28 protein-coding genes are annotated in these 26106 nt (G+C 54.4%); 19 read left to right on the top strand and 9 right to left on the bottom strand.

The genetic code is table 11. The annotated features are described in order from the left end of the window. Nucleotides 1-311 precede the first annotated feature (311 nt). The 14 genes from HZU72_RS14735 to HZU72_RS23875 all read left to right on the top strand — a co-directional run bounded on the left by HZU72_RS14735 (nt 312) and on the right by HZU72_RS23875 (nt 14098). Nucleotides 312-1100, top strand: coding sequence for an enoyl-CoA hydratase/isomerase family protein (locus HZU72_RS14735; RefSeq protein WP_180093367.1), 789 nt, complete (start codon nt 312-314; stop codon nt 1098-1100). 30 nt (nt 1101-1130) lie between these two features. Then, a complete protein-coding gene (locus HZU72_RS14730) occupies nt 1131-2315 on the top strand; it encodes a CaiB/BaiF CoA transferase family protein (protein ID WP_180093365.1) in 1185 nt (394 codons plus the stop codon). Between the two features lie 89 nt (nt 2316-2404). Next, a complete protein-coding gene (locus HZU72_RS14725) occupies nt 2405-2572 on the top strand; it encodes a hypothetical protein (RefSeq protein ID WP_328737334.1) in 168 nt (55 codons plus the stop codon). Between the two features lie 101 nt (nt 2573-2673). Then, complete coding sequence (locus HZU72_RS14720; protein WP_180093363.1) at nt 2674-6339, top strand: ATP-binding protein; 3666 nt, start codon at nt 2674-2676, stop codon at nt 6337-6339. Further along, complete coding sequence (locus tag HZU72_RS14715) at nt 6336-6971, top strand: condensin complex protein MksE (RefSeq protein ID WP_022520046.1); 636 nt, start codon at nt 6336-6338, stop codon at nt 6969-6971. Before HZU72_RS14720 ends, HZU72_RS14715 begins: the two co-directional genes overlap by 4 nt. Nucleotides 6972-6973: 2 nt before the next feature. After that, nucleotides 6974-8218: a hypothetical protein gene (locus tag HZU72_RS14710; protein ID WP_180093496.1), complete on the top strand. Its 1245-nt coding sequence runs from the start codon at nt 6974-6976 to the stop codon at nt 8216-8218. Then, on the top strand, nt 8215-9078 hold the full coding sequence (locus tag HZU72_RS14705; RefSeq protein WP_180093361.1) for a DUF7281 domain-containing protein: 864 nt from the start codon (nt 8215-8217) through the stop codon (nt 9076-9078). Before HZU72_RS14710 ends, HZU72_RS14705 begins: the two co-directional genes overlap by 4 nt. Before the next feature lie 363 nt (nt 9079-9441). Next, nucleotides 9442-9981, top strand: coding sequence for a hypothetical protein (locus tag HZU72_RS14700; protein WP_180093359.1), 540 nt, complete (start codon nt 9442-9444; stop codon nt 9979-9981). A gap of 271 nt (nt 9982-10252) precedes the next feature. After that, on the top strand, nt 10253-10984 hold the full coding sequence (locus tag HZU72_RS14695) for an EamA family transporter (protein ID WP_208458105.1): 732 nt from the start codon (nt 10253-10255) through the stop codon (nt 10982-10984). A 114-nt stretch (nt 10985-11098) separates the two neighbouring features. Continuing rightward, nucleotides 11099-11656, top strand: a complete 558-nt coding sequence (locus HZU72_RS14690; RefSeq protein WP_180093357.1) for a hypothetical protein — start codon at nt 11099-11101, stop codon at nt 11654-11656. A gap of 81 nt (nt 11657-11737) precedes the next feature. Then, nucleotides 11738-12043 (top strand): GNAT family N-acetyltransferase, encoded by a 306-nt coding sequence (locus HZU72_RS14685; RefSeq protein ID WP_180093355.1) that lies wholly within the window; start codon nt 11738-11740, stop codon nt 12041-12043. Between the two features lie 230 nt (nt 12044-12273). Continuing rightward, nucleotides 12274-13008 (top strand): carbon-nitrogen hydrolase family protein, encoded by a 735-nt coding sequence (locus tag HZU72_RS14680; protein WP_180093353.1) that lies wholly within the window; start codon nt 12274-12276, stop codon nt 13006-13008. A gap of 67 nt (nt 13009-13075) precedes the next feature. Next, nucleotides 13076-13711, top strand: coding sequence for a LysE family translocator (locus HZU72_RS14675; protein WP_180093351.1), 636 nt, complete (start codon nt 13076-13078; stop codon nt 13709-13711). Nucleotides 13712-13897: 186 nt separating this feature from the next. Then, on the top strand, nt 13898-14098 hold the full coding sequence (locus HZU72_RS23875) for a HigA family addiction module antitoxin (RefSeq protein WP_268896413.1): 201 nt from the start codon (nt 13898-13900) through the stop codon (nt 14096-14098). Nucleotides 14099-14203: 105 nt separating this feature from the next. Here HZU72_RS23875 and HZU72_RS14665 read toward each other — a convergent pair whose 3' ends face one another. Together HZU72_RS14665 and HZU72_RS14660 are read right to left on the bottom strand one after the other, a co-directional pair. Then, nucleotides 14204-14692 (bottom strand): GNAT family N-acetyltransferase, encoded by a 489-nt coding sequence (locus tag HZU72_RS14665; protein ID WP_180093349.1) that lies wholly within the window; start codon nt 14690-14692, stop codon nt 14204-14206. Continuing rightward, nucleotides 14689-15105 carry a rhodanese-like domain-containing protein gene (locus HZU72_RS14660; protein ID WP_180093347.1) on the bottom strand — a complete coding sequence of 139 codons (417 nt, stop codon included), beginning with the start codon at nt 15103-15105 and terminating at the stop codon, nt 14689-14691. Before HZU72_RS14660 ends, HZU72_RS14665 begins: the two co-directional genes overlap by 4 nt. A gap of 89 nt (nt 15106-15194) precedes the next feature. Here HZU72_RS14660 and ftrA point away from each other — a divergent pair, with 89 nt between their 5' ends. Together ftrA and HZU72_RS14650 are read left to right on the top strand one after the other, a co-directional pair. Beyond that, nucleotides 15195-16187, top strand: coding sequence for a transcriptional regulator FtrA (ftrA, locus tag HZU72_RS14655; protein ID WP_180093345.1), 993 nt, complete (start codon nt 15195-15197; stop codon nt 16185-16187). 201 nt (nt 16188-16388) lie between these two features. Beyond that, the gene (locus tag HZU72_RS14650; protein ID WP_180093343.1) at nt 16389-17351 is read left to right on the top strand and encodes a ribonuclease Z; all 963 of its coding nucleotides are present in this window, start codon (nt 16389-16391) and stop codon (nt 17349-17351) included. A gap of 41 nt (nt 17352-17392) precedes the next feature. On the opposite strand, the gene HZU72_RS14645 is transcribed toward HZU72_RS14650, so the two are convergent. Beyond that, on the bottom strand, nt 17393-17686 hold the full coding sequence (locus HZU72_RS14645) for a hypothetical protein (protein ID WP_235976127.1): 294 nt from the start codon (nt 17684-17686) through the stop codon (nt 17393-17395). A 365-nt stretch (nt 17687-18051) separates the two neighbouring features. Here HZU72_RS14645 and HZU72_RS14640 point away from each other — a divergent pair, with 365 nt between their 5' ends. Further along, complete coding sequence (locus HZU72_RS14640) at nt 18052-18705, top strand: DsbA family oxidoreductase (protein WP_180093339.1); 654 nt, start codon at nt 18052-18054, stop codon at nt 18703-18705. A 157-nt stretch (nt 18706-18862) separates the two neighbouring features. On the opposite strand, the gene HZU72_RS14635 is transcribed toward HZU72_RS14640, so the two are convergent. The 5 genes from HZU72_RS14635 to HZU72_RS14615 form a co-directional block, all read right to left on the bottom strand. Next, nucleotides 18863-19180 carry a CcdB family protein gene (locus tag HZU72_RS14635; protein ID WP_180093337.1) on the bottom strand — a complete coding sequence of 106 codons (318 nt, stop codon included), beginning with the start codon at nt 19178-19180 and terminating at the stop codon, nt 18863-18865. After that, nucleotides 19180-19425 (bottom strand): type II toxin-antitoxin system CcdA family antitoxin, encoded by a 246-nt coding sequence (locus HZU72_RS14630; protein ID WP_074397356.1) that lies wholly within the window; start codon nt 19423-19425, stop codon nt 19180-19182. The genes HZU72_RS14635 and HZU72_RS14630 overlap by 1 nt, the downstream gene beginning before the upstream one ends. A 135-nt stretch (nt 19426-19560) precedes the next feature. Further along, entirely contained in the window at nt 19561-20754 is a 1194-nt protein-coding gene (locus HZU72_RS14625; protein WP_180093335.1) for an E22 family MetX-like putative esterase, read from the bottom strand. A 127-nt stretch (nt 20755-20881) separates the two neighbouring features. Then, a complete protein-coding gene (locus HZU72_RS14620; RefSeq protein WP_180093333.1) occupies nt 20882-22123 on the bottom strand; it encodes a PDDEXK-like family protein in 1242 nt (413 codons plus the stop codon). Nucleotides 22124-22204: 81 nt separating this feature from the next. Beyond that, complete coding sequence (locus HZU72_RS14615) at nt 22205-22780, bottom strand: CGNR zinc finger domain-containing protein (RefSeq protein ID WP_180093331.1); 576 nt, start codon at nt 22778-22780, stop codon at nt 22205-22207. Between the two features lie 92 nt (nt 22781-22872). On the opposite strand from HZU72_RS14615, the gene HZU72_RS14610 reads away from it, so the two are divergent. Further along, the gene (locus tag HZU72_RS14610) at nt 22873-23820 is read left to right on the top strand and encodes an alpha/beta fold hydrolase (protein ID WP_180093329.1); all 948 of its coding nucleotides are present in this window, start codon (nt 22873-22875) and stop codon (nt 23818-23820) included. A 112-nt stretch (nt 23821-23932) separates the two neighbouring features. On the opposite strand, the gene HZU72_RS14605 is transcribed toward HZU72_RS14610, so the two are convergent. Next, nucleotides 23933-25105, bottom strand: a complete 1173-nt coding sequence (locus HZU72_RS14605; protein WP_180093327.1) for a UbiH/UbiF/VisC/COQ6 family ubiquinone biosynthesis hydroxylase — start codon at nt 25103-25105, stop codon at nt 23933-23935. 106 nt (nt 25106-25211) lie between these two features. Here HZU72_RS14605 and HZU72_RS14600 point away from each other — a divergent pair, with 106 nt between their 5' ends. Continuing rightward, the gene (locus tag HZU72_RS14600) at nt 25212-26078 is read left to right on the top strand and encodes an NAD-dependent protein deacetylase (protein WP_180093325.1); all 867 of its coding nucleotides are present in this window, start codon (nt 25212-25214) and stop codon (nt 26076-26078) included. Nucleotides 26079-26106: the final 28 nt, after the last annotated feature.

Genomic DNA, 26106 nt, shown 5'->3' with positions numbered 1-26106 from the left:
CTCTTTGTTTATTCCCTCTTCGTCGATGATGACCACGTCACGGGCCACTACTAGACGTGTCTTCGATATGTTTTGTCACGCCGTCGAGTGCTTGAACGCCCGTCGTAAGGTGGCTGTGTTTTTTTATTCATAATTCTTTGGGATATAGGAAATTGTCTTTACGTATTCACGTAACTCTAGACAAAAGTCGATATTGAAAAAATGAATTATGAGTTCATTATTATATTTAGGTGGATACGATAAGTCTCTGAGTTGAGTAATTGTCATCCAGCAATCAAGTAACAGAGAAACAAAAATAAGGAGTGTGGGTGATGAGTTCGACGGATGAGCTGTTGTACGAAAGAGAAGGACGCGTTGCCTGGCTGTCTTTCAACCGCCCCCAGGTTCGTAATGCCATGACCTGGGGCATGTATGACTCGCTCGAGCGTCTCTGCCTCGAATTAAATGAAGACCCCGATATCGATGTCGTGGTACTGCGTGGGACTGGTGGTGAAGCTTTTGTGGCGGGTACTGATATTAAGCAGTTCAGTTCTTTTTCCCAGGCACAGGATGCCCTGGATTACGAGAGACGTATCGATAGGGTAATGGCAACCCTGGAGTCGCTTTCAAAGCCCACGATTGCTCTGATCGAGGGGTACTGTATCGGGGGTGGCGCGGCCATCGCCATGGCTTGCGATTTTCGCTACTGCACGCCAGACCTCAAGTTCGGCGTTCCTATTGCCAAGACGATTGGTAACTGCGTCTCGATGAATAATGTGTCTCGGCTAGTAGATCTGGCCGGGCCTGCAAGAGCCAAGGAGGTCTTGATGCTGGCCAGTATCATAAAGGCTGATGAGGCGAAGCAGGCAGGTCTGGTGACTGCTGTTATCGACCATAAGGACATTGAAAGCGAAGTCAGAGGGGTCATCGAAAAACTTCAGAGCTTCGCCCCCTTGACGATTCGTGCTTCCAAGGAGGCCATTAGACGCTTCCAGAAGTATCACTCTCCTGAAGATGGGCAGGATGAGGACCTTATAGCACTTTGTTATACGAGTCAGGATTTTCATGGCGCTGTCGAGGCGTTTATCAATAAGACGTCGCACACTTGGCGCGGTAGATAACTCCCCTATTGAATTAAGAGGTATTGAAGCATGCTTCCCTTGACTAACATGAAAGTTCTGGATATTTCCCAGATCATGGCCGGCCCTTACTGCACCATGGTGCTAGGTGACATGGGGGCTGAGGTCATCAAGGTCGAGAAAAACGGCGGTGATGATAGTAGGCAAATGGGACCTTATATTAATGAAGAGTCCACCTGTTTCGCTCAGATCAACCGTAACAAGAAGAGCATCTCGTTGAACCTGAAGGAGGAGGAGGGACGCGAGCTGTTCTATCGTCTGGCCGAGACCGCTGACGTCATTGTCGAAAACTATCGTCCTGGTGTCGCCAAGTCACTCAAGGTCGATTACGAGACCATCAAGGCATTCAATCCGGGCATCATCTACTGCTCCATTTCCGGTTATGGTCAGACTGGGCCCTACAGCCACAAGGGCGGTTTCGACCTCGTGGCTCAAGGTATGTCGGGACTGATGTCCATGACGGGGGAGCCGGGGCGTCGTCCATTGAAGACCGGCATAGCCGTCTACGATATCGGTGCCGGCATCACCGCGACCTACTCGATTCTGGCAGCCTATATCCACAAGATGAATACCGGAGAAGGGCAGTTGGTTGATGTCTCCATCGCCGAATGTGGGCTACCCTGGTTTACCTGGGAGGCGGCCGCGTACTTCGCCGAGGGTACTATCCCCGAGCCGACTGGCTGGCGTCATCGAGTATCGGCTCCGTATCAGGCAATCAAGGTCAAAGATGGTTACATCATGCTGGGCTGTGCCAATCAGCGCACTTGGGAGCGTCTGTGCCATGAGGTGGTTTATCGACCGGATCTGATCGAGGAACCACGTTTTGCCACCAATTATCAGCGCGGTCAGAACGTTGAAGCTTTGGAAACGATACTAGAAGAGATCTTCGTGACGCGTGACAAGCATGTATGGCTTGAGGCTTGCGATAAGGCTGGAGTACCGGCGGGTCCGATTAATAACTTTGCCCAGGCCATGGAGGATCCTCACTATCTAGAGCGTGGCATGATCCAAGAGATGGAGCACCCAGTCATCGGCACGATGAAGACAATAGGTTTTCCCGGTAAGCTTTCGCGGACTCCTGCGCAGATTCGTCGACCGGCCCCGCTCTACGCTCAGCACACCAATGAAGTCCTCGAACAGTTGGGCATCGACAAGTCTCGTTGCGATGCGCTCCGGGAGCGTGGCGTCATCAAGTAATCACAATTCACGCTCAGCTCAGTGGAATGGTTGTTACCATGAAAATCCTTGTCACGATGGCTGTGGTGGCAAAAAATACACTTCTTTGAGTGTTTCAAGCCAAGGTCGCCGTTTCTACAGCGGGGTTTGCTGAGCTTGGCCGCAGGGTAGCGGGTCTGAATACTCCCACGCTGGTGGTGCAGGAAGGCGGCTACTACCTGGAGGGGTTGGAGGCCAATGCGGTGAGTTTCTTTGAGGGGCTGCTAACCAATAGGTAATGAGTAAGACAAGCCATCAAGGTGTCTGGCAAAATGGCTGCTTTCAGCGATCAGCAAAACGATCCGGATAGCCATTGAAATAGTCATCGAAAGGACACGGCATGGCCCACCTGCTACGCATCGTGATGATTCACGGCCACCTGGAAGGCGTGGTCGAACTGAGTGTGGACGGTCACACCAATATTTGCGGCACCAACGCCTCCGGTAAAACCACGCTACAGCGCCTGGTGCCGGTGTTTTACGGCGAATTACCCAACAAGGTCGTGCCCAAGACGCGCATGAAGTTCGACGCGTTCTACCTGCCCCACCGCAACAGCTACCTGGTGTACGAGTACCGCCGCGAAGCGGGCAATATCTGCCAGGCGGTACTGACCCGCAAGGCCGAGGGCGGGGTGGAGTACCGCTTTGTCGGCGCGCCCTACCAGCCGGAAGATTATCTGGTGGAAAGCGACGCGGGCGTGGCGGCGCTGGACTACACCCAGTGGGCCAGCGGCCTTCGGCGAAGCGGCACGCCGGTGTCGCCCAAGCTGGGCGCTACCTCAGAATTCCGCTCGGTGATCCAGAACGACTTTACCCAGCTGCACGGCAACAGCCGCGACGGCCTCAAGCTGCGCCAGATCGCGTCCCAGTTCAGCTTGGTGAAACCTGAGCGGCGCATCCGCCATATCGAAAAGCTGGTTTCTGCGGTGCATGCCAAAGAGGGCAAGATGGATACCCTCAAAACCATGCTGGCGGCGATTTTCGAAGAGGATGGCGTTGAACTCCCAGTGACCCGGATTCGCAACACCAAGGCGCGAGAGTGGATTGCCCAGATGCGCCAATCCATGCGCCTGGAACCGCTGCAGGCCTCCCTCGCCCGGCTCGCAGGTATTGATCGTGAACTCGCCGACCTGGATGCCACGCTGTGGCAACTGAAGCCCCAGCTGGAAGACGACCGCCAGCAAACAGAGCGCCGCATGGCCGATGTGGATGCCGAGCTTGCCCGCCATCAGCGCGAATTCCAGCAGCGGGAGAGCGACTATAGTGAGGCGCGGGATAAGCTGAACGACCGCCACAGCGAAGTAGTCAGCGATTTGCAGCAGACCCAGCGCCGCCTCAACGACCTGCAAACCCAGTACGAGCAATACGCCGAGGCGGACATGCCCGCCCTGGAGCGCGACATCAACGCGTTGCACCAGTGGCGGGAGCAACGCGACCAGCTGCGCACCCACCTGAACGTGATGCAGGACGCGGTAAAAGAGAGCCAGGCTCGCCTGGATGGGCGGCTGCGCGAATTATCTGAGGCGCTGGCCCGCCAGACCCGTGAATCCCAGGAACTGATCGACGCCCTGGTCGAAGAGAAAGCCCTGCGCCGGGAGCAGCAGTGGGAGTCCGAGCAGCAGCTCAATGAACGCTATCAGCAGGAGCGCCAGCGCCTTGAGGGCGAGTATCAGGCGCAGCTGGAACTCGGTGTCGAGCAGCTAGCCGAGCTAAAAGCGCAGCTCTCACTCTCGACCCAGACCGCCGAAGAGGCTTCCGAGGCGGAACTTGCCCAGGCGCGCCTGGATCAGGCCCAGCAGGAGCGCAACGCCTCGGCCGCCACCCTGGATGGCCTGCGCCGCGAGTTTGAAAGCCGCAAACGCGAGCGCGACAGTGCCGAACAGCAGCTGGTGCAACTTCGCCAGCAGCTTGAGCGCGCCGAGCAGCGCTGCTTTGCGCTCTATCAGCAGCGCGACCCGGAGCAGGGCAGCCTGCGCCACTTCCTGCGCTACCATCGCCCCGGCTGGGAGCAGCAGCTAGGCAAAGTAATTGCCCCGGAGCTGCTGGAGCGGCGTGACCTCGCCCCGCAATTGGCAGAAGGCGCGAGCGATGATCTGTTCGGGCTGGCGCTGGATCTTTCCGCCATTGCCTTGCCGGATTACGCCCAGGATGAAGCCAGCCTACTGGCCGCCATCGAAGAAGCCGATAGCGATAAACGCCGGGTGCAGTCAGAGAGCCAGGCCGCCGAGAAAGCGCTCAGGCAGCATAACGAGCGAGTGCAGCAGGCCGATGAAGCCCAGGATCAGGGCCGTATGGCCCACAAGCGCGCCGAGCAGGAAGTCGAGTTTGCACTGGAAGCCCGCCGCCAGCAGCAGGAGCGCCACACCAAGCGCCAGCAGGAGCGGCGCACTGCCCATCAAACCGCGTTAGCCAGCCAGGAGCAGACGCAAAAGGAGCTGCGCGAAGAGAAACAGCAGGCGCTCGCCGCCCTTAGCGAGACCCATCAAAGCCAACTGCTGGAGCTCAAGGCCGACGGCCAGAGCCAGGTGGATAGCCTGGATGCCCAACTGCGCCAGTATAAGCAGCAGTTGAGCGACGCCAATGCCGAACACAAGCGTCAGCGCGCGGAACTGGAAGAGGCCTTTAGCCAGGAGCTGGCCGAGCAGGGTGTTGACCCCGCCAAGCTAAAAGATACCAAGGAGCGGCTGGCAAGCCAGGATGAACGCATCCGCGTCACTGCCGCCCGCCAGGATGAACTCACCGAATACACCCGCTTTATGCGCGTCGAGTGGGGCCAGCACAAGCCGCAGTTGGTCGCTCAGGAGGCCGAGCTGGAGCAGGCCGAACAGCAGCTGCAGCGCGATAAAGAACACCTGAAAAACGATTTTCAGGCCGCGCGCAAAACCCACCAAAGCACGGTCAGCACGCTGAAAACCCAGCGGGAGAGCGAATACGCCTGCCTTGAAGCCTTGAAGCCGCTACTTACGCAGCTGGAAACCTTGGCCATCGAACCCGACGGCCAAGCGCCCGGTACGCCGCTGGGCGATGTGGACGAGCGCATCGAGCGCGCCCGCCAGGCATTGGGCAATCGCCACCAGCTCATCGAGCAGCTACGCCGTGGCTGCCTGGAGGTCGAAAGCCAACTGATCAAGGACGCCAGCAGCGGATTCGCCGAAGCGCTGGAGAGCGAGCGCAGCAAGTTGCAAAGCGACAACCCGCGCCTACAACTGCCGCTACTGCGCGACATGCTCAAACTGCTCGAAGATCAACAGCAGCAGTTGATTCAGGAAGGGCGCAACCTGAGCGACGACCTGGATAAGTTCTTCACCGTGTTCCGCGACCTGAACCGGCGTATCAGCGCCCAAAGCCGTAGGCTCTCTGAAGAGGTCGCCGACGATCTGCGCCTGGAAGGCATCACCAAGGCCGAAGTACGCATCCAGTCCACCATTGATGAACTCGGCTTCTGGGAGCCGCTGAAACTGTTCGCCCAGCGTTATAAAGAGTGGCGCGAATCCGGCCAGACGCTACCCAGCGACGACTACCTCAACGCCCTGGCGGACGTGGTCGATTTGCTGCGCAGCGACCAGCAGTACAGCTTTGAAAGCCTGCTGCGCTTGGAGTTGCACCTGAACGAAGGCGGCACCGATCTGGTGATCAAGAACGACCGCCAACTATTGGAATCGTCCAGCCACGGCATGGCATACCTGATTCTGTGCAAGTTCCTACTCGCCTTTACCCGCCTGCTGCGCGGCGATGCAGAAATCGCCATCCACTGGCCTATTGATGAGATCGGCACCCTGGCGTATCACAACGTCGAAAAACTGTTCGACGCCTGCGACAGCAACCGCATTCATATCGTCGGCGCGTTTCCCAACCCCGAGTCCGATGTGTTGCTATTGTTCGCCAACCGCTACCTGATTGATCGCGATGACGCCAACCCCAATAAGCGGGTGTTAAAACGCATCGAGCCACGGCTAAGCCGCCTGGCCGAACGGCTCCAGGAACGTCAGCAGGAGGTGACGGTATGATCGAACATGGCCCACTGCTAGAGCGCCTGCTGGCCGGGGAGTTTGTCTGCCCGATCAGCGATGAGAGCGGCTATCGTCATCTCACCAATGAAGAGACCCGGGAAGAGATCGATACCTACCTGCGGCCGCTTAACCGCCGCCTGGCCAGCAACGAAGATGGCAGCGTCTATTTTCTGGCCTGGCGTCAGCTCAATGATAATGCTCGGGATCAGCTCTCCCGCCAGCTCGGCGATACGCTCAATAGCCTGCTGCCGCTGTTGGAGTGGCTGCAACTGGTACAAGAGGCGCTGGGCCGGGATACCTTGGCCGCCCCCGGCGACGTGCTCAAACCCGCCGAGTTCAGCGCCAAGTGCGAAGATAACCAAAGCCTGCGCGAACGCCTGGAGCGCCTGGCCACCGACAGCTTTTTTGGCTCGCAAAGCGACCAGCTCGATGCCCAGGTAAAGCAGGTATTCAAGCGCCTCAAAGAGCACGGCTACCTGCTTCAGCCCCATTCAGAGCGGCAGGTGTTCGTGGTCACCGGCAAGATCGACTACCTGGTGGATCTGGTGCGCTTTATTCGCGATGAAGAGAACCTGCCCATCGAAGAGGGCAGCGAAGAAGGCTCTGGTTCCCAGGAGGCCCTGTTGTGAGCATGGGGTCTAACGGAGAACACGCCCTGGAAAGCCGCCTGCTCAAAACCGGCAGCGAACGGCTGGCGCTGCTCGGCAAGCACGCCGATGTGCTGATGCAGGCCTACACCCGGGATGAAGTGCCGCTGGAATCGCTCAGCGACAGCGCGCTGCGCAAGCTGCTGGCGGCGCGCATTCTATGGCGACCGGACGAGCAGAGCGGCGTAAAGCTGGCGCCCAAGGTGCGTGAACTGATCGCCGAAATGCTCGCCGACGAGACCCGCCGCCATGTGAATGCCGATGTAGCGGAAACCCTGGAACTGATTCGCGCCCTGGTACACAGCTACCGGGAGGCGCGCAGCCGTGGCGAGCACTGGCGGCTGGAGCAGCAGTTGATGCGCCTGCGCCAGGAGGTCGACGACCTGAACGGGCGCTTTGCCGATGCCATCGACAGCCTATGGCAGCGGCTGAATAGCGATTTTGGTTTCGTCAGCCAGCTCAACGACAAGATCCGCGAGAACGACCGCGCCCAGAAGCAGATCGCGAGGCTGCTGGACGGCCTGGCGCTGATTGACTTCGACGAGCTGATCGAGCTGGTGGGCAGCGACGGCAGCCTGCGCAAACTGTTGATCAGCCAGCTTCAACAGCAGTTAAGTAACCACTACACCGGTTTGCGCGAAGTGCAGCGGCGCTTGATCGAACTGATGGCACGCTTTCGTAAACAGCAGGCGCGCAGCCGCCTGATTAGCGGCATGGCCGCCTTTATGCGCGAACACCCCGGTTTTGTGCCGGGCAACTACGCAAGGCGCAGCGAGGTGCCCGTGCTGGTCAATCAAGCCGCACCGCTCAGCGCTGCCGCCGCCCCGGCGCTGGATCGCAACCTGGATAGCCGCTTGCTCGCCGAACTGCTGCACCAGCTACCCCAGCCGCGCCACACCACCCAAACCGTTGAAGCTGCGGCCCCGGCCCAAGCGCAAGAAAGCAGCCTCGCCGCCGCACGCCAGCAGGCGCTCAAGCAGGATGTGGAACACTTCTATATGAGCGTGATCGACCAGCCCCAGGCGGAGCCGGTCAGTGCCCTTGAGTACCTGCGCGAAAGCCCGCTGGAATGGCCAGATGAAATTTGGCTCTTCCAGGTGATTTCCGAATACCAGGGCCTGCCGCGCAGCGATCAGAAAGCCTTTCGACTCAAACAGCAGGAGAGCCAGGCCAGCCAATTCAATCACCTGCGCCTGATCCACGATGTAGAACTGCAACTGGCCGTATGAACCTACCCAGCCGTGCACGCAATGGCCTTAACGGCGTCGCCCGCGAACTTCTCCGCCAGCCCACGGTGGAGAAGCCGCGCCGCCAGTGGGTAGACGACGTAGTGGCCTGGTGCCATCAGCACGACATTGACCTGGCCACGCGAATCAACAGTAAAGCGCTGCGCTTTGACGCCGCCTTGCTGGCGCAGATAAACGACGTTCTAGAGAGCGCCCGCATAGCACCGCTAGGCCGCTCGCTCAGCGGCCTGAGCAGCAGCGCCCAAGCGAAAGAGGGCGTGGAAGAAGACAAGGCAACCCGCGAAAGCCCCCGTGCGCGGCGGGTACTCGTCAGCTTTCCGCCGCAGCCAACAACCGGGCTCGCCAGCGAACCACGCGCTATTCGCGATATAGATGTGCTGGGGCTAAAACTGAGCGCCTTTAGTGCCCTAATTCAGGTCGAAAACCTGGACAGCTTCTACGAGTTCTCGCCGGAATTACCCGCGCTAAGCGGCTACGCAAACCCGCTAATCGTTTACCGCGGCGATAGCCACTACGGCGGCGGTTTTGCCTTATTGGCTGAGGCCTGGCGCAAAACCCATCGGCCACATATTTACGCGGGCGACTTCGATGTTAAAGGCGTCACGCTAGCGCTCGGCAGCGGTGCTACTCATTTGCTCCTGCCTAACATCGAATGGCTCACCCAAAACGCCACGCCGCTGCATGTGCCTGCTGAACAGTTTTCCTACCAACGTAGGCTTCGCAAACATCTCGCCGCGCTGCCAGCCGCTCATCCATTGCGTGACTATCTAACGCTGTTGTTGGAAAAGCAGCGGGGGCTCAAGCAGCAGTGGTTTGGTGGGGAGATGGGGTGTGTGGGGTAGTGATTGGTAAGGAAACTCGGGTAAGCAAATGAAGTGTGGTAATGACGCCAAATTTTTTTCCTGCATAGTATACAATGGAGTAGGGTTAGTTTAGATAGAAAAAGAATCTCTGTTACATTTATATAAGGTGGTATGAAAAAGCTTACGGTCATAGTCGTTATTGTATACTTTATCCCATTATTGATTTGGTGGTTGGTTTTAGGAGTATATAATGGTGGTAGTGTTAGTTTGAATAATTCAGGCTAGGGAGCTTTCGGTTCATTTGTAGGTGGTGTTCTTTCTCCTCTTTTTAGTTTAGTTTCTATTATTTTTATATACCTTAGTATTAGAAAGAGTAATGAGAATCATCAAGACCAACTGGATGTGCTGAAGGCTCATAATCGTAGAGAGCAACTGATAAAGCTCATTGATATTTATAACTCAAAGTTAGATGAGCCAGTAAGCAGGCAGTTTGATAGCATCTTATGCAAATCTAAGTCTAGTGAGGTTAAGGTTAATGTTTATACTGATGAATCAAAGTATATAGATTTTCCGAACGGTGCGATGAGAGACGTTATTTTTGGTTTTTATTCTTCGAAAAATGCTAACAAAAGACATTCAAAAGAGTATATTGATCTTGTTAAATCGATAGTTTCAAATGTAGAGCTGTGTTTTTGTAAAGTGCTAGAACTGCTAAATTCTATTGAGAACAACCAGGAGTTTGAAGACGCTGTGGATATTGCCGAGGCTTTGTCCGAGTTTCATACGACTATTGGACTTCTGGAATTTAATATAAGTCAATTGATTTATAGTGATGATTCTCCGCTGCTTGAAAGATTGGCTTTGTTGAATGAAAGAACAAAGTTTAAAAATGAGACAGTAGTTAGGTGTTTGAAAATCAAGGAAATAAAAGCTGCAGGGTGAAAGGTTAGGCTGTTATGTTCTTTCAATAGGTTGCTTCAATATATCAGAGTTAAATGATATCCGCGACAAGGAAAATTGGTAATAGTTAATGGAAATTTGGGTATGGCATACGAGTTTCGAGTGGTAATGATCTTGTCCAGTAACTATGGACTCCTCAAGAATATAATACGCTACGATGAGGTGAACCATGGCAAGATCGACAACACGCTGCCTGGAATGCGATAGTTAAAGTGAGTGGCGACAGGATTGCCGTCATGGCGGTAATCACCTATTGGGCAGCCTGGTTTCTGCTCTTGCCTTGCCTTTCGTGGTGATCCCCGACCCTGCCAGTTGGCCGCTTCTTGGCTTCGCAATCTTGATTCATACGGCATATCACTTTTGTTTGCCTATGGCTTACCACTATGGCGATTTCGGTCAGGTCTATCCCATCGCTCGTGGATCGGCGCCCTTACTTGTTACCCTTGGTGCAGCTGCATTCGCTGACGAAATGTTGGGGTTTCTCCCGTTACTTGGTGTGCTGTTTCTCGGGGTTGGTGTGATGTCGTTAGCGTTAGATACAGGCACCGGTATTACCAGGAACCCCCGCGCCATCATCCTGGCTCTCGGCACGGGGGCCTTTATTGCTTCTTACACTTTGGTGGGTGGCCTCGGCGCACGACAAGCTGGCTCAGTGCTCGGCTTTGCGGTTTTATTGACCCTCGGCAACGGCTTGCTGACGTTTGCTATTGCCATGACTTGGAAAGCCAAAGAGATAAAAAGAGTTATATCTAGCAATTTGGCTCCCGCTGTTGTCGGTGGGGGAATGCAGGTTGGTGCGTATTGGATCGTTATCTGGGCTATGGCCTACGCCCCACTCGGCATGGTCTCGGCTCTACGAGAAACCAGCGTACTTTTCGCGGCGCTGATTTCTACCATCATTCTGAAAGAGGGCTTCGGCGTATGGCGGTTTGTTTCTTCAGGCCTGATCGCTTGCGGCATTGCTTTGTCACGCTACAAACCTTAATAAAACCCTCAAGAGAACCCGCTTGTTATTGGCTGTAAAACTTCAATAAACGCGAGGCGCATTGATTGAAGTTTTGCAGTGGCGCGCAGAATCACTGTCAGGTGTGATATAGAGATGAGACTCCCAGAATTTGCTACTCACTACTATTTACCTGAGATTGGCCCATTTCGGAGTCTCTCCGAGCTTCCAGCGGGCTCAGAAGATCCAATCTTCTTAGATCTTCTGACGCGTCATCAGCGTGACCCCGGCTATCGACGGCGCTATGGCAGGAAATACATTGAAGTTCGCAGCAAGGTTGAAGCACGGCTGCGTGAACTTTTCGTTGCGCGAGGTGGTAAGCCGCGCCGTCGTCATCCCTATTATCTCGTACTTGGAGAATCTCCTTGGTTTCGTGATTTGAACGCTGACCAAAGTGAGCTGAAAATACCTCTATTGGAGCTTGATCCTGGAACAACGTCCTTGACCTATCCGGATAGCTTTGTTGCGTTATCCCGAGGCGATAAGCCTTACTTCAATCAAGTGTTTTTGCTTAGCGAGCTGAGCGAACTAGTGGAGCGGTTTGGTGTTCCTGGCAACGATCATGTGGTTCCTTATGAGCGATATTGGGAAACTGACTTTGAACTTTATATCGAGGTGCAACTTTGGGACATTCCACCTGGTTTCAAAGCATAACAAGGTCAGTCACGGCGACGTATACTCCATTGTGGCTTCGCCTCCATTTCACAGCCGCGCATATTGAACAGCGTTAGACATATGAAAACAACTCTGCGAACACCCGGAAAAACCGATTATGATGCTATTGCGACTTGGATCAGTGATGAGAAGGCCTGTTCTCGCTGGGCTGGTCCATCCCTGCCATTTCCCTTTATTGCAGAAAACTTGCCTGAGCTACTCGCCATAGAGGGATGCTCTAACTATTGTTTATCAGATATCGATAACAACTGCGTTGGTTTTGGCCAGTTCTGGCCAGGAAAGCAGGGTGCTGTTCATATCGGCAGGATTATTATTTCGCCTGAGGCAAGAGAGAAGGGCGCAGGCCGCCTGCTTGCGAAAAGCTGATAACAAAGGCTAGGCAATCAACTGGCGCGTCGACGGTGACGCTGCGCGTCTATCGAGACAACCATGCGGCGCGTTCTTTATATTCAAGCCTTGGCTTCTTTGTTATCGAGTCAGAATCTACAGATGACTTATTGTTCATGAGTGCAACGGGTTATACTTCACGTAAGGCAGGCTCATGAGAAGCACCTGAGACGTAGGATGAACGGTAGCAATTGGTCAGGGGTCCTTTTATGAAGGTGTGTGCCGCTCAGTTGCGACCCGTAGCCGGTGATTTGGCAGCCAACGTTGCTAAGCATCTTGAGCTCATCGAGCTTGCCGTTTCGCAGCAGGCCGATGTGGTATTTTTCCCTGAGTTGTCGCTCACGGGGTTCGAGCCCCGGCTCGCGGATTCTCTTTCCCTGGATATAGCGGACCAGCGGCTTGATGTGTTTCAGAAACACAGCGACAAAACTAACATGCTGATCGGCGTTGGCATGCCAATCTCCATGGGCTCTGGTGTGTGTATCGGCATGGTGTGGCTCTCGCCTGGTGATTCTCGCCGCCTATACGCGAAACAAAAGCTGCACGCCGATGAGCTTCCTTATTTTGTGGCGGGCGGTAAGCAGCTTGTATTGGAAAGAGAGGGCTCTAGGCTTGTGCCTGCTATCTGCTACGAGTCACTTCAAATGAATCATGCTGATAGCGCAGCAACCTTGTCTGCGGATATGTATTTAGCCAGTGTTGCCAAACCGGTGGACGGTATCGCCAAGGCAATGACGCATTATCCAGCGGTCGCAAGCAAACATAATATGCTTGTGATCATGGCGAACTGTGTTGGACCTAGCGACGACTTTATCAGCGTCGGGCAATCGGCCGCCTGGAGTGGTCGTGGCGAGCTGCTTGCCCAGATGGATGCTGAATCAGAGGGCGTGGTGGTACTGGACACCAGAAACGGAAGTGCTAGCGTAAAGAAACTTGATCATTAAGCGACCCAGTCGATGTAATCAGTAGCACGATAGAGCTGGTCTTAGTTAAGGACATAGGAGTGTCAAAATGTTTGATTACACAATAATTCACTGGGTGACATTTCTTGGTGCGGCGGTCCTGCTAAACCTTTCCCCAGGCCCAGATATTGCTTTCATTTTGGGGCAAACATTGCGTAATGGACGTCAGCATGGATTCGCTGCGATGTTTGGTATTTGGACCGGGGCAGCGTTGCATGTCGTGATGGCGGCGGTGGGGCTTTCCGCAATCCTTGCCACATCTGCCCTGGCATTTTCTATTGTTAAGTGGGTCGGCGCCGCATATTTAATATGGCTGGGTATCAAAATGCTCCTATCGCGTGGTGACTCTTTCGAGCCCAGCGGGAGCGTCAGCCAGCAACGAATGCATTCAATCTATTGGCAAGGAGCGCTGGTGTCTGCCCTTAACCCGAAAGTGGCTGTATTTTTCCTAGCTTTCCTGCCTCAGTTCGTTGTGGAAGGAGCTGGCCCACCCGGTGCTCAGTTGCTGTTGCATGGAAGTCTGATCATTGTTGTCGCGGCTTGCATAGAGCCACCTTTAGTGATGCTGGGGTCAAAACTAGGCGTTTTCTTGAGACACAATCGGCGAGTTGGCTTATGGATGGATCGCGGTCTTGGCGCCTTGTTCGTCACCTTGGGCGCGCGCCTGGCAGCCAGTACCCGATAACATAGATGAGCATGAAGTCCACTTGTTTTCAGCTACATAACCAAGCTATGCATCAGGTGCCAAATCTTCCACTTCGCTAAGGTTTTTAAACTAATGACGATGCATGCTCCGACGCATCTTGGTGAATTCATTCGGGAGATTTACCTTGAGTCTTTCGGCATCAGTTCCCGGTAGTTTGCTTCCAGTCTGGGCGTTTCACCCTCTACGTTGTCGCGGTTGCTCAAAGTGATTAGTGGCATTAGCCCGGAAATGACTCTGCGGCCATCCAGGGTGCTCGGGCGCACCTCTGAAAGTTGGCTGGTGATGCAGGACAGATATGATCTGTGGATGGCTCGCAGTACGGTCAATTTGGATGCGCTTCGCCCTTTGGATTTTGAAGCCGCTTAACGAAAGCTACTCCTGAGCGCTAGAGAGATTACGAACAAACGATGAATCTACTCTTTCTCGGAACATCCGTTGGCGTACCCACCAAAACCAGAAACGTCTCCGGAATCACTCTGCTTTTATTGAATGTACCAATTCCCAAAGTTCCCACGCAGCATCTTTCTGTCCTCCGGCCTTCTCATAAAACTGTTTGGCTGCGACGTTATCTTTTAGAACCGTCCACACAATACGCGAAGCATCAATTTCCAAGGCGTGTTTCTCTATTTTAGTCAGGAGTGCTCTCCCTGCGCCTAGGGTGCGTGCATGCTTTGAAACAAACAACTCTTTAAGAACCAGTACTGGCTTGAGATCGTAAGTCCAAGGAATTTCATAGTGGACGGCGATACCAATGATATCGCCGTCCATTTCGGCTACGAATATCCCAAAGCGAGGAGAGGCACTGAGGCCGTTTTCGATAATGTCGGACTCTGTTACCCGGAATTGATCAATGTACCGCTCATATACTGCAAGTTCTCGCATCAAGCTCAGAACATCAGTGACATCGCAACGCTCAAATGGTCGGACTGTAACTTGAGGGACACTGGGTACGAGACTCATCGGATAAACCCTGACTCTTTCCCAGATGCGAAGGGAAGACCTTCATCTTCCCACCCTGTTATGCCACCAATCATTATCTTCACAGGTCTACCTAGCCGGGCCAGCTTGAGTGCTGCTTGGTCGGCACCATTGCAATGCGGGCCTGCACAGTAGGTGACGAATAGCGTGTCTTTCGGCCATTCCATCATGCTTTCGGCTGTTATCTTTCGGTGCGGAAAGTGGATGGCACCTGGGATGTGGCGGTGCTCGTAGTCTTGGAGTGCCCCTACAACATGTAAAAGCACGAAGTCTTGCTTTGAGCTTTTGAGTGCTACTGCCACGTCTGCACAGTCTGTTTCAACAGACAGTCGCCGATGAAAGTGCTCTATTGCTGTTTCCGAAGGCGCGGCAGGGATGTCGGTGACGAAGCTCATAGGTTTCTCCATTGGTTGGGTTAACCAATAGCCTATGAGAGTTGTGGTGAGCCTGGTAGGTGGCAGTTTTGCCATGTATGCTCAAAATCATGCCAAAATCAGATCATGCACGAAAGCTTGCCAACCCTCTTGTCGTCGCCATCGCCTACGACGGTCTATGTACGTTTGAGCTTGGTGTGGCAGTAGAAGTATTCGGCTTGCCACGGCCTGAGATGGGGGAAAACTGGTATCAATTTGAAATAGCCGGTATTGACCCAGGCGAGATGCGAGCAATAGGTGGAATGCGTGTTGTCGTCGATGCCGGAGTGGAAACCATCGAGCAGGCTGGGACTATCATTATCCCCGGCTGGCGTGGTGCTACGGAGCCTGTTCCAGCGACTCTAATAAAGGCAATATGCAAGGCGCATGCTAATGGTGCTCGTGTGCTATCGATATGCTCGGGAGTCTTTGTCTTGGCCGAAGCGGGACTGCTCAACGGTCGGCGAGCCACAACGCACTGGCGCTACACAGATACTTTAAGTCAGCGTTACCCTGAGATTGCAGTCGAGCCAGATGTTCTTTATATCGATGAAGGTGATGTAATGACGTCGGCTGGTAGTGCCGCGGGTATTGATCTCTGCCTGCATTTAGTACGTCGTGATCATGGTATGCAGGCAGCCAATATGGTCGCTAGGCGTTTGGTGGTCCCTCCGCACCGAGATGGCGGACAGGCTCAGTTCATTGAGCGCGCAGTACCTTCTTTATATGAAAGTTCTCGGATTGGACCACTTCTTGACCATATACGAGAGGAGATTGATGGCAATTACACTGTAGCAAGTATGGCTAGCATTGTAGGAATGAGTTCTCGAACCTTTCTACGGCGTTTTGAGGCTGCGACAGGCACCACTCCTGCGAAATGGCTTCTTACAGAGCGTCTGGAAAAGGCTCGATGTCTTCTTGAAAGCTCCACGATGACTATCGAGCAGATAGCCAGGGCTTCTGGGTTTGGGTCGACTGCGACTTTACGGCATCACTTTCGTCATCAACTATCAACGACTCCGACAGCCTATAGAGAAATGTTTCAGGGTGCGTTAGATCAGTGACTTCAAATTTAAGGCGGCCCTCTCCACCCTTAACAGCGGCATGACTTTGTCGGGGAACACATCCTTGCCTCTACGGTTCAAGCTGCCGATGAATATTGGCGCCATCCAAGCTTGGCTAATCTAGGTAGGTCTAAAACGGCATTAATGTGTGTCTAGTCATCATCGTAAAAGCGAGTGCATAACCGAGATCATGATCAAACTATGAACTTACTCTTCCTCGGCACCTCCGCCGGCGTACCCACCAAAACCAGAAACGTCTCCGGCGTCGCTGTGCGAGAGAGCAAGGGAAAGGGCTGGTACCTGATCGATTGTGGTGAGGGCACCCAGCATCAGGTTTTGCATACCAAGTTGTCGTTCCACTCACTGAAAGCCATCCTGATTACCCATGTGCACGGCGACCACTGTTATGGGCTGCCGGGCATACTGGCGAGTGCGGGAATGGGCGGACGAAAAGCGCCGCTTACCATTGTGGCACCCGCAGGCATCAAGGCGTGGTTGGAGGCCACCTGTGAGGCCACGCAGCTATGTTTACCCTTTGCCCTGGAGTTTATCGACTCGGACGAGCTGCCAAGCGTTGAGTTTGAAAGCATCGCGGTTACCACGTTTAGGCTTTCACACCGGGCGCCTTCCTATGCTTATGTGTTTACGGAGACAAAGGTCGATGCTGCCTTGGATGTGGATAAGCTAGCGCAAAAGGGCATTCCGAGAGGGCCGTTGTGGGGGCAGTTGAAGAAAGGATTTGATGTTGAGTTTGAGGGTGAGCTGTTAAAAAGCCATGACTACCTGATCTTCAAACACAAGCCGAGGAAAGTGGTGATCGCTGGGGACAATGACCAGCCTGACTTGTTGTTTGATGCGTGCACGGGGGCACAGGTGCTGGTGCATGAAGCCACCTACACCGAAGAGATGGCCCAGAAGGCCGGTGATGTAGGGCATAGCTACGCCAAGCTTATCGCCGCATTTGCCGATTCTGTACAGCTGCCCAATCTGGTGCTGACGCACTTTAGTCCCCGTTACCAGCTCAACCCCCATACGTCGCCTTCCATTGAAGACATCAGAGACGAGGCCCAGCGCGCCTATTCGGGCTCGCTTTACCTGGCGCGGGATTTTGGCGAATACACCCTGGATAAAGCGGGCCACTTTTCAGAACTGGCGGGCGAATAGACGGTTTCATCCCGCCGCCCTTTGAAAGATCGCCAGGCAGATCAATCGCGGCAATAGCCTTCACCTGTTGCGACTACCAGGCAGTCTTCCTTTTCCAATAGCCACTTCATGCCGGTGGCTTCGCCGTCGCCTGCCCGAAGCAGCTGTGGGCCGTCCCCGCGGTTGAAGCGAATGCCTTCGGCGGTGGCCTGTCCTTCGAAAGTGCCGATTTGATCGGCATCCAGGCCGTAGCGCATGTGAAGGAGATAATGGCCCGGGCCTGCAGGTTCGTCCTTACTGATTTCCAGGAATAATCCTTCAACGCCAATCCATCGGCCGACCCATTGATCGGTCATCGGGTGGTGGGGCTCGCTTTGCTCGGTTGATGTACCTGAGCCTGGCGCGCCTGATGCGGCGGTATTGCTGTTTTGAGCGCACCCGCTGATAAGTAATAGGGTGCTTAACGCTAACGCTGTTTTGATCATCGGTATTGATACCCGTTGGGGATGAATGGTCGTCTTAACTCCAATCTTCTATTTGAAGCCCTGGCACGTTACTAAGTTCATCTAGATTATTGGTTACCAAGAAGGCAGTTCCTTTTAAACACCGCTGCTTTTTCCATGGCGGTCTCCTTATCAATACTGCCGTTACTCAATATATACACGTAACATACTTTCTTTAGTCTGATCGAATTTTGGAATATGTCGAAGGGATATACAAAATGCAAAAGGTAAGAATTGACCTAGTGTCCGATGTAGCCTGTCCGTGGTGCGCGATCGGCTATCGGCGCTTGGAACAAGCGCTAGAAACCCTTGATAGCGAGATCGATGTTGAGCTGGTCTGGCAGCCTTTTGAGCTGAACCGGGATATGTCGCCCGAGGGCGAGCCGATCCTGGAGCACTTGTGCCGCAAGTACGGCAAGGACGCGGCCAGCATGGAGCAGTCCCAGCGCGAGATTATGGCGGTGGCCGAAGAGCTTGGATTAAATTTTCGTGGCGCCCAGGAGCGTCGGGCGAACAACACTTTCGCTGCCCACCGCGTGCTTGCTTGGGCTGCAACGCAGAACCTAGAGACGCCCTTGCAATTGGCACTGTTTGAGGCCTACTTCGGTGAGGCGAAAAACCCTTCAAACCCAGAGGTTCTGCGGGAGAAGGCCATTGAGGTCGGGCTTGACGGTGATGTTGCCGAGGCCATCGCCCGGTCTGATCAGTACGCAGACGAAGTTCGCGCGGCAGAGCAGCGATTCATGGAAGCAGGGGTGAGCGCGGTGCCGGGCTTCATCCTTGACGGGCGCTACCTGATTTCGGGCGCCCAGCCAGCTGAAGTGCTGGTCGATGCGCTTCGACAGTTGGCCGAAGAGAACGCCAACCGCTAATGTTTTAGAGGCTCTGGCCTGAGATGAGGATAGCTATCGTTGTCGCTGATCTTCCTGTCGTAAAAAATCCGAACAATCGTAATGATTGGGACACAATATGCCTGCAACCCAGGTTCGGAGTGCTAAAAAGAGAGCATGGACGCGATAATTTTGAACCTTAAATCCCAGTAACTGCGAGATCAAGCGCACCTACAATCTGGCCCTTAAAATGTGAAAGGGTACCGACGGGGGTTTTGAGATGTTTCTCTGGTACTGATGAGATCTGCGGTGTCAGTAACAACAGCTCCTGACCGTTGAACGCTATTTCCGGCGTGAGGCCTTGCATGGCGTTGCCACCAAAAGCCGCTCGATTACCCAGTGGGATCACAATGCGGGTTGTTAGATCCGTTAGTAGGCTACTTTGGATATCCACCAAGTAGGGGTAGTGCGCCCTGCTGGTCTTGCTGGGGTTAGGGTAAACATCGAACTGAGCCATCAAAACTCCCGAAATTCGTCACCGAAGCAGCCATGCTGCTCGACAAATTCGTTGTAGCTTGTGATTGCAGCTCGGTTTTCTTCAACCCACTGGGAAGCCTCGCATTTTGCCAACTCTTCTCTCAATGCTCGCTCTAGTGTGGCCGAGAGATTAATGTTCAACGCGCGAGATTTTTGAAGCAAGTCGCTGTTAACTGACAAATTTGCGGCTTTTTTCGGTGCTGCGGTGTTATATAGCGCGGCCATTGCAGCCCCCTGTGACTGTCATAAGCATAAAGATAGAATATGCGCATGGTAGTGCGCACTCAAGCGGTTAACACCATAAATATTGTCAGTTGCACTTGGGCGCTGGCTTTAACCAAAAAGCCAGCGCTCACTCAGTTAGCGCAAAAACGCCCGCAACGTATCACTCGCCTGGTCAATGGATAGCACACCATCCAAGTGGCCTCGATTGCCTTCCAGGGTTTCCAGCGTCACGTCGGTGCCGTCTGCTTCGATCAGCTCGGCGGTGCGGCGCACACCTTGGGGCGCGAAGACGAGATCGTTTTCGCTATACAGCATCAGGGTCGGTGCTTCGATGGCGGAAAGTCCTTCTTCTAACGAGTCGCCGTGGCCCGCCATAAAGGTTTGGTTGGCGCGCACCAGATAGAGCAGATGATTGGCATCGGAGGTGGCAGCACGGGCGGCGGCGACGTCATCCAACGTTTGCTCGATCGCGTAGCGGGCGTTGATATCCTGGGCTGGGTCACGCGCTTCGTCGGCCCAATCGCGGTTAAAGGTTTCGTTAGCCCACTGCCAGTGGTTGGCGTTGAGTGTCACCAGTTTCAGCGCTTCTTTTAGCCCGTCGGTGGGCGGTTCGCCGTCGTAGTAGTTACCCTCGTTCCAGTTGGCATCCAATCGAATCGGCGCTGCCCAGGCGCTTAGCGTGGCCAGCAGCCAGGGGTCGGCTACGCCCCCGCCAATCACTGAGATTAGCCGTTCTACTCGGTCTGGGTAGGCGCTGGCCCACTCGATAGCTTGTAGCGCGCCCATCGAGGCGCCCATCACTGCATGCAGCGATTCAATCCCTTGGCTCTCTAACAGCTCGCGCTGTACCTCGACAAAATCGCGGATGGTAATGACCGGGAAATCCATGCCCCAGGGCTCGCCGGTATCGGGGTTGATGGAAGCGGGCCCGGTGGTGGTGACGTTGGGGTCATTGGCATTCAGGTTAACCAGCGTATCCGAGGAGATGATGTAGTACTCATCGGTATCGAGTGGCTTGCCGGAGCCAATGATGGCATCCCAGTAGCCGGTCGGCTGCCCATCTTCCTCATAGCGGCCAGCCGCATGGCTGGTGCCTGAGAAAAAATGGGTGATTAAAATAACGTTATCGCGGGCGTCGTTGAGTTCACCGTAGGCTTCCCAGCCCACCGTCACGTTGGGAATGGTCTCGCCGCCCTGGGTAGTGAAGCTGTCCATTTCGAAGGTTTGTTTCTCGACGATGCCGTCCCAGGCCCAAAGAGGAGAGACCAAGAGCAGGCCAAAGCTGGAACATAGCGTCGCCGTTAACAGCGTTTGTCGTTTAGGAGCCATAGGGTTGCCTTAAGCGAGAGTTTATTGTGTTTATTTTTGGTCACAGCCAGTAGCCACCCTCTCAGCGTAGTCGACACTAGCGCATTTTGAACGCATTCAAGTTGTACCGTTTAGCGTTTCAATCTCATTAGCGAGTTTTATTGGTTTCTGGCTGGAAAGCGCATTCATTTACCCATTTGGCTAAATCTCCCAGCGCTTTCATAGCTCCAACCTTGGTGTACTCTCTGGGCCAAACACTCAACGCCAACCAGCGTCCTTTGACTTCATACCAAGCATCGTTGTCACCGCCATCTCTGTACCAACTGCAGCCCGGCTGTTTGGTAGCAGGCGTTCCCTTCAGAAATGACTGTTCGATTTCTTTAAGCCAAGGATCATTGCTTTCCTGACTTTCCAAATATGCCCGTATCTCGAAACCGATGCTTTCATCGCCTTCCGACTCTGATGAAGGATAATAAACAAGGCAAACTTGAGAGGCTCCACCGTGGCTATTACTCCAAGCAGAGGGAATGAAACGCCACGCTCTTGTTTGCTTCCAATTTTCCGGCTTCTTATTGGTACTGAGTTCGCTGATGTCTATCTGTAACGCAGCAGCAATAGAGCTTTTCCCTTCCACCATCAACTCTAGTTCGAATTGCTCTAAACGCTGAGATGCTTCGTGCAAGTCATTGAAATGCTTTAACGAAAATAACAGCTCGTCTTTCGTCATTGTCTTTTCTTCTGTTGGATGGGCGATAGAGGAGAGGTGCAGCAACAACTCTTGATAGAAAATTTGCCATTTTGTCTGGCTAGATGGTGCTACATCTTGCCCGTACAGTTCATAGGCCGAGGCCAATAGCGCTGAGTAGGACAGCGTCGGCCAGCCTGCGCTCTTGGCGGGTGCTTGAACGCTTGCCTTGGAGTCATCCGGGCATAAAACACACCTGTAGGCTTTAACCCCATAGCTGTTCAGCAAATCGTCATAGGCATAAAACGGATTATTCTCCGCCGAAGCCCATACTTTATGCTCAATACCCAAAACGAAGTCATTTCCTGAAACCACTAAATCCAGGCGCTTGGTTGATTCGCTCTCAGCGTTCCAACTGCCTGCTTCCCGCTCGGTATTAACCGCTTCCCAGTCGATTTGCTGTAGATGTTCGTGATCGAATTCATCGCTACGTACCAGTGCATGCAGCAGGGCTTTGGCTAACCAGTGGGGCGCGCCGGGATAACCGCCCATAAAGAAGGCCATTAAGTTCGATAGGCGGTTCTCATTCTGCCCGGGTCCTGCAACGGTAAACAGATTGGGGATAGGGGGTGGCGGTTTGGGCAGCAGTGCCAGCTTCTCAAAAAAACGCTCCAATGTGGCTAGATCAGTCGACTCTGAGTGCATTGTTTATTCCTAAATAACTCTAAGCTTATTCAGCCCATTAGCTTGCAGCATACTCATACGTTTGGCTGAAGACGACGAGTCTCACGTGCTCGTTTTTTTCCTAGCCCGATGCGCTGCCGCTTTCATTCTGTTTCCGCAGGAGGCCATGCTACACCAGCGGCGCCGGTGCGATTTTGTTTGATCGTGGAACAGTAGAACGCAGTCTGAGGCTTCGCACTCTTTCACCAGCTGTAGATCTTCCTCGGTAAGCAACTGGACTAACGCGGAAGCGACAGGCTGCAACAGGCTCTCGCTTTCCATGTTGCGCTGATAGTTTTTTTTCTGAAACGCCGACGCCGTTGGCTGCCATTCGATTTTCTCTAGGGGATAACCCCGTTCCAGAACGTGATTCACCACTGTGGGATCCGCAGCCCGCCCTTGCTGGGCCGAAATCAGGAGTTCCCGCATGTTGTCGCGCAGTTCCCGCGCAATGTGGACTATTCCAGGCGGGGGGCTTTCACACTCCTCCGACAACACACCCGCCTGTTGAAGCCACGCAATGACACTGCTGTCGTCATCCAGGCACTCTTGCTGCTCCCCCCCTACGCCAAACTGCGTGTTGATGAAATCGATGGCGAGATTGCTGGCGATAAACGGAGGCGTATTTTTTGATGCCATATTGAGTAACCCTTAATTCTGTATTTGACAGGTTACTATTATTCTTTGTAACCTTCAAAAATAGTTATTAACGGTTACCAAGGAGTATATCCATGACATCTGAAAATACCTCGGTCTCTGCGACTTCCCAGGAGGCACCGGCGACCAGCGCTGAGCAGTCCTCTGGCTCGACAACGTGGCAGGTTCATTATCGATTCGAGAAAGTGGGCGATGTGGAGGTTTTCTATCGTGAAGCGGGGGATCCGGCGACACCGACTCTGCTGCTGCTCCACGGGTTTGCTGCCTCCTCGTATATGTGGCGGGATGTGATTGAGGCGCTTGCCGATGGCTATCACGTCGTGGCACCGGATTTGCCCGCCTTTGGCTTTACCCAGTCACCGGCACGCGGTGAGTATGAGCACACCTTTGCCAACCTGACAAAGACGATTGATCGATTCACTGAGCAGTTAAAGCTTGACCGCTATGCCATTGCCGTTCACGACTATGGTGCCCCTGTAGGCTGGCGTCTGGCGGTGGCCCACCCATCAAAAATCACCGCTATCATTTCGCAAAACGGCAATGCCTATGAGGAGGGGCTTTCAAAAGGGTGGGAGCCTATCCGGACGTACTGGAATACTCCTTCTCAGGGGAATCGTGATGCCCTTAGCGATTTTCCGACGCCAGCGTCTATCAAATGGCAGTACGTGGAGGGGGTAAGCGATACAAGTGCCGTAGCACCGGATGCCTATACGTTGGAGGGGGCTCAGATATCTCAACCTGGGATGGCGGATATTCAGCTCGACCTGTTGTTGGACTACGCAACCAACGTTGCGAAGTATCCCGAATTTCAGGCCTATTTTCGTGAGCATCAACCTCCGCTGCTCGCCGTGTGGGGGAAGCATGACCCGTTCTTCCTCCCGCCGGGGGCAGAAGCCTGGAAACGGGATATTCCTCAGGCCGACATCCGCTTTTACGACACTGGGCATTTCGCATTGGAAACCCATGGCAGTGTTATTATCCCGGCTATTCGTGAGTTCTTGGATGGCCACCTGAAAGCATAAGATGCCACCTGCTTATTTTTCTGCACTTTTCTCCACTATGCGGGGGGGCTCTAAGTCCGCCGCTTTATGCTGGGCATGCCCATTCGCTGGAAGAGGAAGGTTTTATGAGTAACTAGCGCATTTTGAACGGATTCAGCCCGTTGGCTTGCTGCATCATCATGCGTTTGGCGAACGGGAAGCGCTCGGCAATCTGCAGGCTTAAATCGCCTAGCTGGCGCAGCGGTTTGGCACCGGTAAACAGGTGGTGAAAAGTGTCGGTGGCGGCGATCATCGCCTGGTTGGCCGTGCGGCGCTGGCACTCAAAGCGCAGTAGGTTGACATAGTCACCCGGGTCGCGACCCTGAATAATGATCTCGGCAAGGGTGTCGGCGTCGTGAAGGCCGATATTTAACCCCTGGCCTGCCAGCGGGTGCACCACATGGGCCGCGTCGCCAATGAGTGCTAAACGTTTGCCGATATAGCGGTGGGCATGTTGGCGCTTGATGGGGAAGCTGGCCCGGGCGACGATGCGGATGAGGTTGCCCAGGCGTTTAGGGAAGGCCATTTCGATGGCTGCTTTAAGTGCCTCATCGTCCAGCTGTTCGCGGGCTTGGGTGGTGTTATCTGTGTCGTACCACACCAAGGAAGCGCGATGGCCGGGCAATGGCAGCATGGCGATGGGGCCCGTGGGGGTGAAAACCTGCCAACTGACATCCTGCTGGGGCAGCTCGGTTTCCACGTTAATGATCATCGCCCGCTGATGGTAGTCGTGGCTACTAACGTTGATCCCCGCTAGCTCACGTAGGGTCGATTGCGCGCCGTCGGCGCCGACGATCAAACGGGCGCTTAGGGTTTTGCCATTATCCAGCTCCAGCAGGCGGCCAGTGCTTGAGGTGATCGTACTTAACGGCGCGCATTGGGTGTAGCAGGTGACGCTGGGCAGCTGTTCTAGCCGTTGCCATAGCGCGTACTGCAACGTGCGGTTTTCGATAAAGATGCCGAAGTCATCCATGCCGCTATCTTCAGCGGAAAACAGCGAGTGGCCGGTACCGTCCTGGTTGGAAACATCGATATGCCGAAAAGGGCAGCAACGCTCCTCAGGTAATGTCGTGCCGCTGGCCTTAACAAAGGCTAACGAGCGCGCATTCAGCGATGAAATACGCAGGTCATAGTCACCGCTAGGGGGAGTAGGGGCATCGCCGTGCTCCACCAGCCCTACGGAGAAGCCCGCATGACCCACGCGAGCCGCCAGGGCGGCGCCCACCATGCCGCCACCGACAATAATAATGTCATGATCGTGCTGCATTAGAGTATCTCCTGGGTGCACAATAACCGTTAAAGGGCGCGTTGCATGGCCCGCTGTTGCTATACAGTATCGTTGAGTTTGAGCCACATTGCCTAGAGGTGAACGATTGACGCAGGCCGTGGAAATTGCAGAAAGCGTTGCCCAGGTGGGCGAGGAACTGGCTGATTTTATTCAGCGGCACCCCAAACTGTGGGTGATTACCGGTGCCGGTGTGAGTACTGACAGCGGCATTCCGGACTATCGCGATGCGGATGGCCAGTGGAAGCGGCCACCCCCGTTGCAGCATGGCGACTTCATGAGTTCTCATCACGTTCGCCAGCGCTACTGGGCTCGCGCGCTGATCGGTTTTAGTGCCATGCGCGAAGCCCAAGCCAGCGGCGCCCACCGTGCGTTGGCCGCGCTGGAGTCGCAGGGCTATATCCAGCAGTTGGTGACCCAAAACGTTGACCGCTTACATCAGCGCGCCGGTTCCCGCCGGGTGATCGACCTCCATGGCCGGGCGGACATGGTGAAGTGCATGGTGTGCGACTATCAAATGATGCGCCACGCCATGCATACCGAAATGGCGCGCATGAATCCGAGCTTTACTGGTTTGCAGGCGGGGCACGCTCCGGATGGCGATGCCGACCTGGAAACCGACTTCAGCACCTTTCGTATTTTCGACTGCCCGCGCTGCAGCGGCATCCTGAAGCCCGATGTGGTGTTCTACGGTGATGTGGTACCCGCCGAACGGCGGCTGGCAGCGCAGGTAGCACTGGCCGAGTCGGATGCGTTGCTGGCAGTCGGCACCTCGTTGATGGTGTTTTCCGGCTACCGTTTCTGCCGTGCCGCCCATGAACGGGGCATCCCGCTGGCATCGCTATCGCTCGGCGTCACCCGGGCAGATGCGCTATTGACCCACCAGTGGCGGGCGCCGTTGACGCCGGTGCTCGAGCAGGCTGTGAGCTGTTTGCAGCGGCGTTTACTTGACTAAAGTGCTAGGGTATTAGGTAGATATCGCC

It is taken from the genome of Vreelandella sedimenti (assembly GCF_013416325.1).
Classification (GTDB): domain Bacteria; phylum Pseudomonadota; class Gammaproteobacteria; order Pseudomonadales; family Halomonadaceae; genus Vreelandella; species Vreelandella sedimenti.
This window is presented reverse-complemented; position numbering and strand designations above follow the sequence as displayed.

Excerpts from the sequence above, each read along its gene's own strand:
- HZU72_RS14735 (WP_180093367.1), top strand. The coding sequence starts at position 312 with ATGAGTTCGACGGATGAGCTGTTGTACGAAAGAGAAGGACGCGTTGCC.
- HZU72_RS14730 (WP_180093365.1), top strand. The coding sequence starts at position 1,131 with ATGCTTCCCTTGACTAACATGAAAGTTCTGGATATTTCCCAGATCATG.
- HZU72_RS14720 (WP_180093363.1), top strand. The coding sequence starts at position 2,674 with ATGGCCCACCTGCTACGCATCGTGATGATTCACGGCCACCTGGAAGGC.
- HZU72_RS14715 (WP_022520046.1), top strand. The coding sequence starts at position 6,336 with ATGATCGAACATGGCCCACTGCTAGAGCGCCTGCTGGCCGGGGAGTTT.
- HZU72_RS14710 (WP_180093496.1), top strand. The coding sequence starts at position 6,974 with ATGGGGTCTAACGGAGAACACGCCCTGGAAAGCCGCCTGCTCAAAACC.
- HZU72_RS14705 (WP_180093361.1), top strand. The coding sequence starts at position 8,215 with ATGAACCTACCCAGCCGTGCACGCAATGGCCTTAACGGCGTCGCCCGC.
- HZU72_RS14690 (WP_180093357.1), top strand. The coding sequence starts at position 11,099 with ATGAGACTCCCAGAATTTGCTACTCACTACTATTTACCTGAGATTGGC.
- HZU72_RS14685 (WP_180093355.1), top strand. The coding sequence starts at position 11,738 with ATGAAAACAACTCTGCGAACACCCGGAAAAACCGATTATGATGCTATT.
- HZU72_RS14680 (WP_180093353.1), top strand. The coding sequence starts at position 12,274 with ATGAAGGTGTGTGCCGCTCAGTTGCGACCCGTAGCCGGTGATTTGGCA.
- HZU72_RS14675 (WP_180093351.1), top strand. The coding sequence starts at position 13,076 with ATGTTTGATTACACAATAATTCACTGGGTGACATTTCTTGGTGCGGCG.
- HZU72_RS14665 (WP_180093349.1), bottom strand. The coding sequence starts at position 14,692 with ATGAGTCTCGTACCCAGTGTCCCTCAAGTTACAGTCCGACCATTTGAG.
- HZU72_RS14660 (WP_180093347.1), bottom strand. The coding sequence starts at position 15,105 with ATGAGCTTCGTCACCGACATCCCTGCCGCGCCTTCGGAAACAGCAATA.
- ftrA (WP_180093345.1), top strand. The coding sequence starts at position 15,195 with ATGCCAAAATCAGATCATGCACGAAAGCTTGCCAACCCTCTTGTCGTC.
- HZU72_RS14650 (WP_180093343.1), top strand. The coding sequence starts at position 16,389 with ATGAACTTACTCTTCCTCGGCACCTCCGCCGGCGTACCCACCAAAACC.
- HZU72_RS14645 (WP_235976127.1), bottom strand. The coding sequence starts at position 17,686 with ATGACCGATCAATGGGTCGGCCGATGGATTGGCGTTGAAGGATTATTC.
- HZU72_RS14640 (WP_180093339.1), top strand. The coding sequence starts at position 18,052 with ATGCAAAAGGTAAGAATTGACCTAGTGTCCGATGTAGCCTGTCCGTGG.
- HZU72_RS14635 (WP_180093337.1), bottom strand. The coding sequence starts at position 19,180 with ATGGCTCAGTTCGATGTTTACCCTAACCCCAGCAAGACCAGCAGGGCG.
- HZU72_RS14630 (WP_074397356.1), bottom strand. The coding sequence starts at position 19,425 with ATGGCCGCGCTATATAACACCGCAGCACCGAAAAAAGCCGCAAATTTG.
- HZU72_RS14625 (WP_180093335.1), bottom strand. The coding sequence starts at position 20,754 with ATGGCTCCTAAACGACAAACGCTGTTAACGGCGACGCTATGTTCCAGC.
- HZU72_RS14620 (WP_180093333.1), bottom strand. The coding sequence starts at position 22,123 with ATGCACTCAGAGTCGACTGATCTAGCCACATTGGAGCGTTTTTTTGAG.
- HZU72_RS14615 (WP_180093331.1), bottom strand. The coding sequence starts at position 22,780 with ATGGCATCAAAAAATACGCCTCCGTTTATCGCCAGCAATCTCGCCATC.
- HZU72_RS14610 (WP_180093329.1), top strand. The coding sequence starts at position 22,873 with ATGACATCTGAAAATACCTCGGTCTCTGCGACTTCCCAGGAGGCACCG.
- HZU72_RS14605 (WP_180093327.1), bottom strand. The coding sequence starts at position 25,105 with ATGCAGCACGATCATGACATTATTATTGTCGGTGGCGGCATGGTGGGC.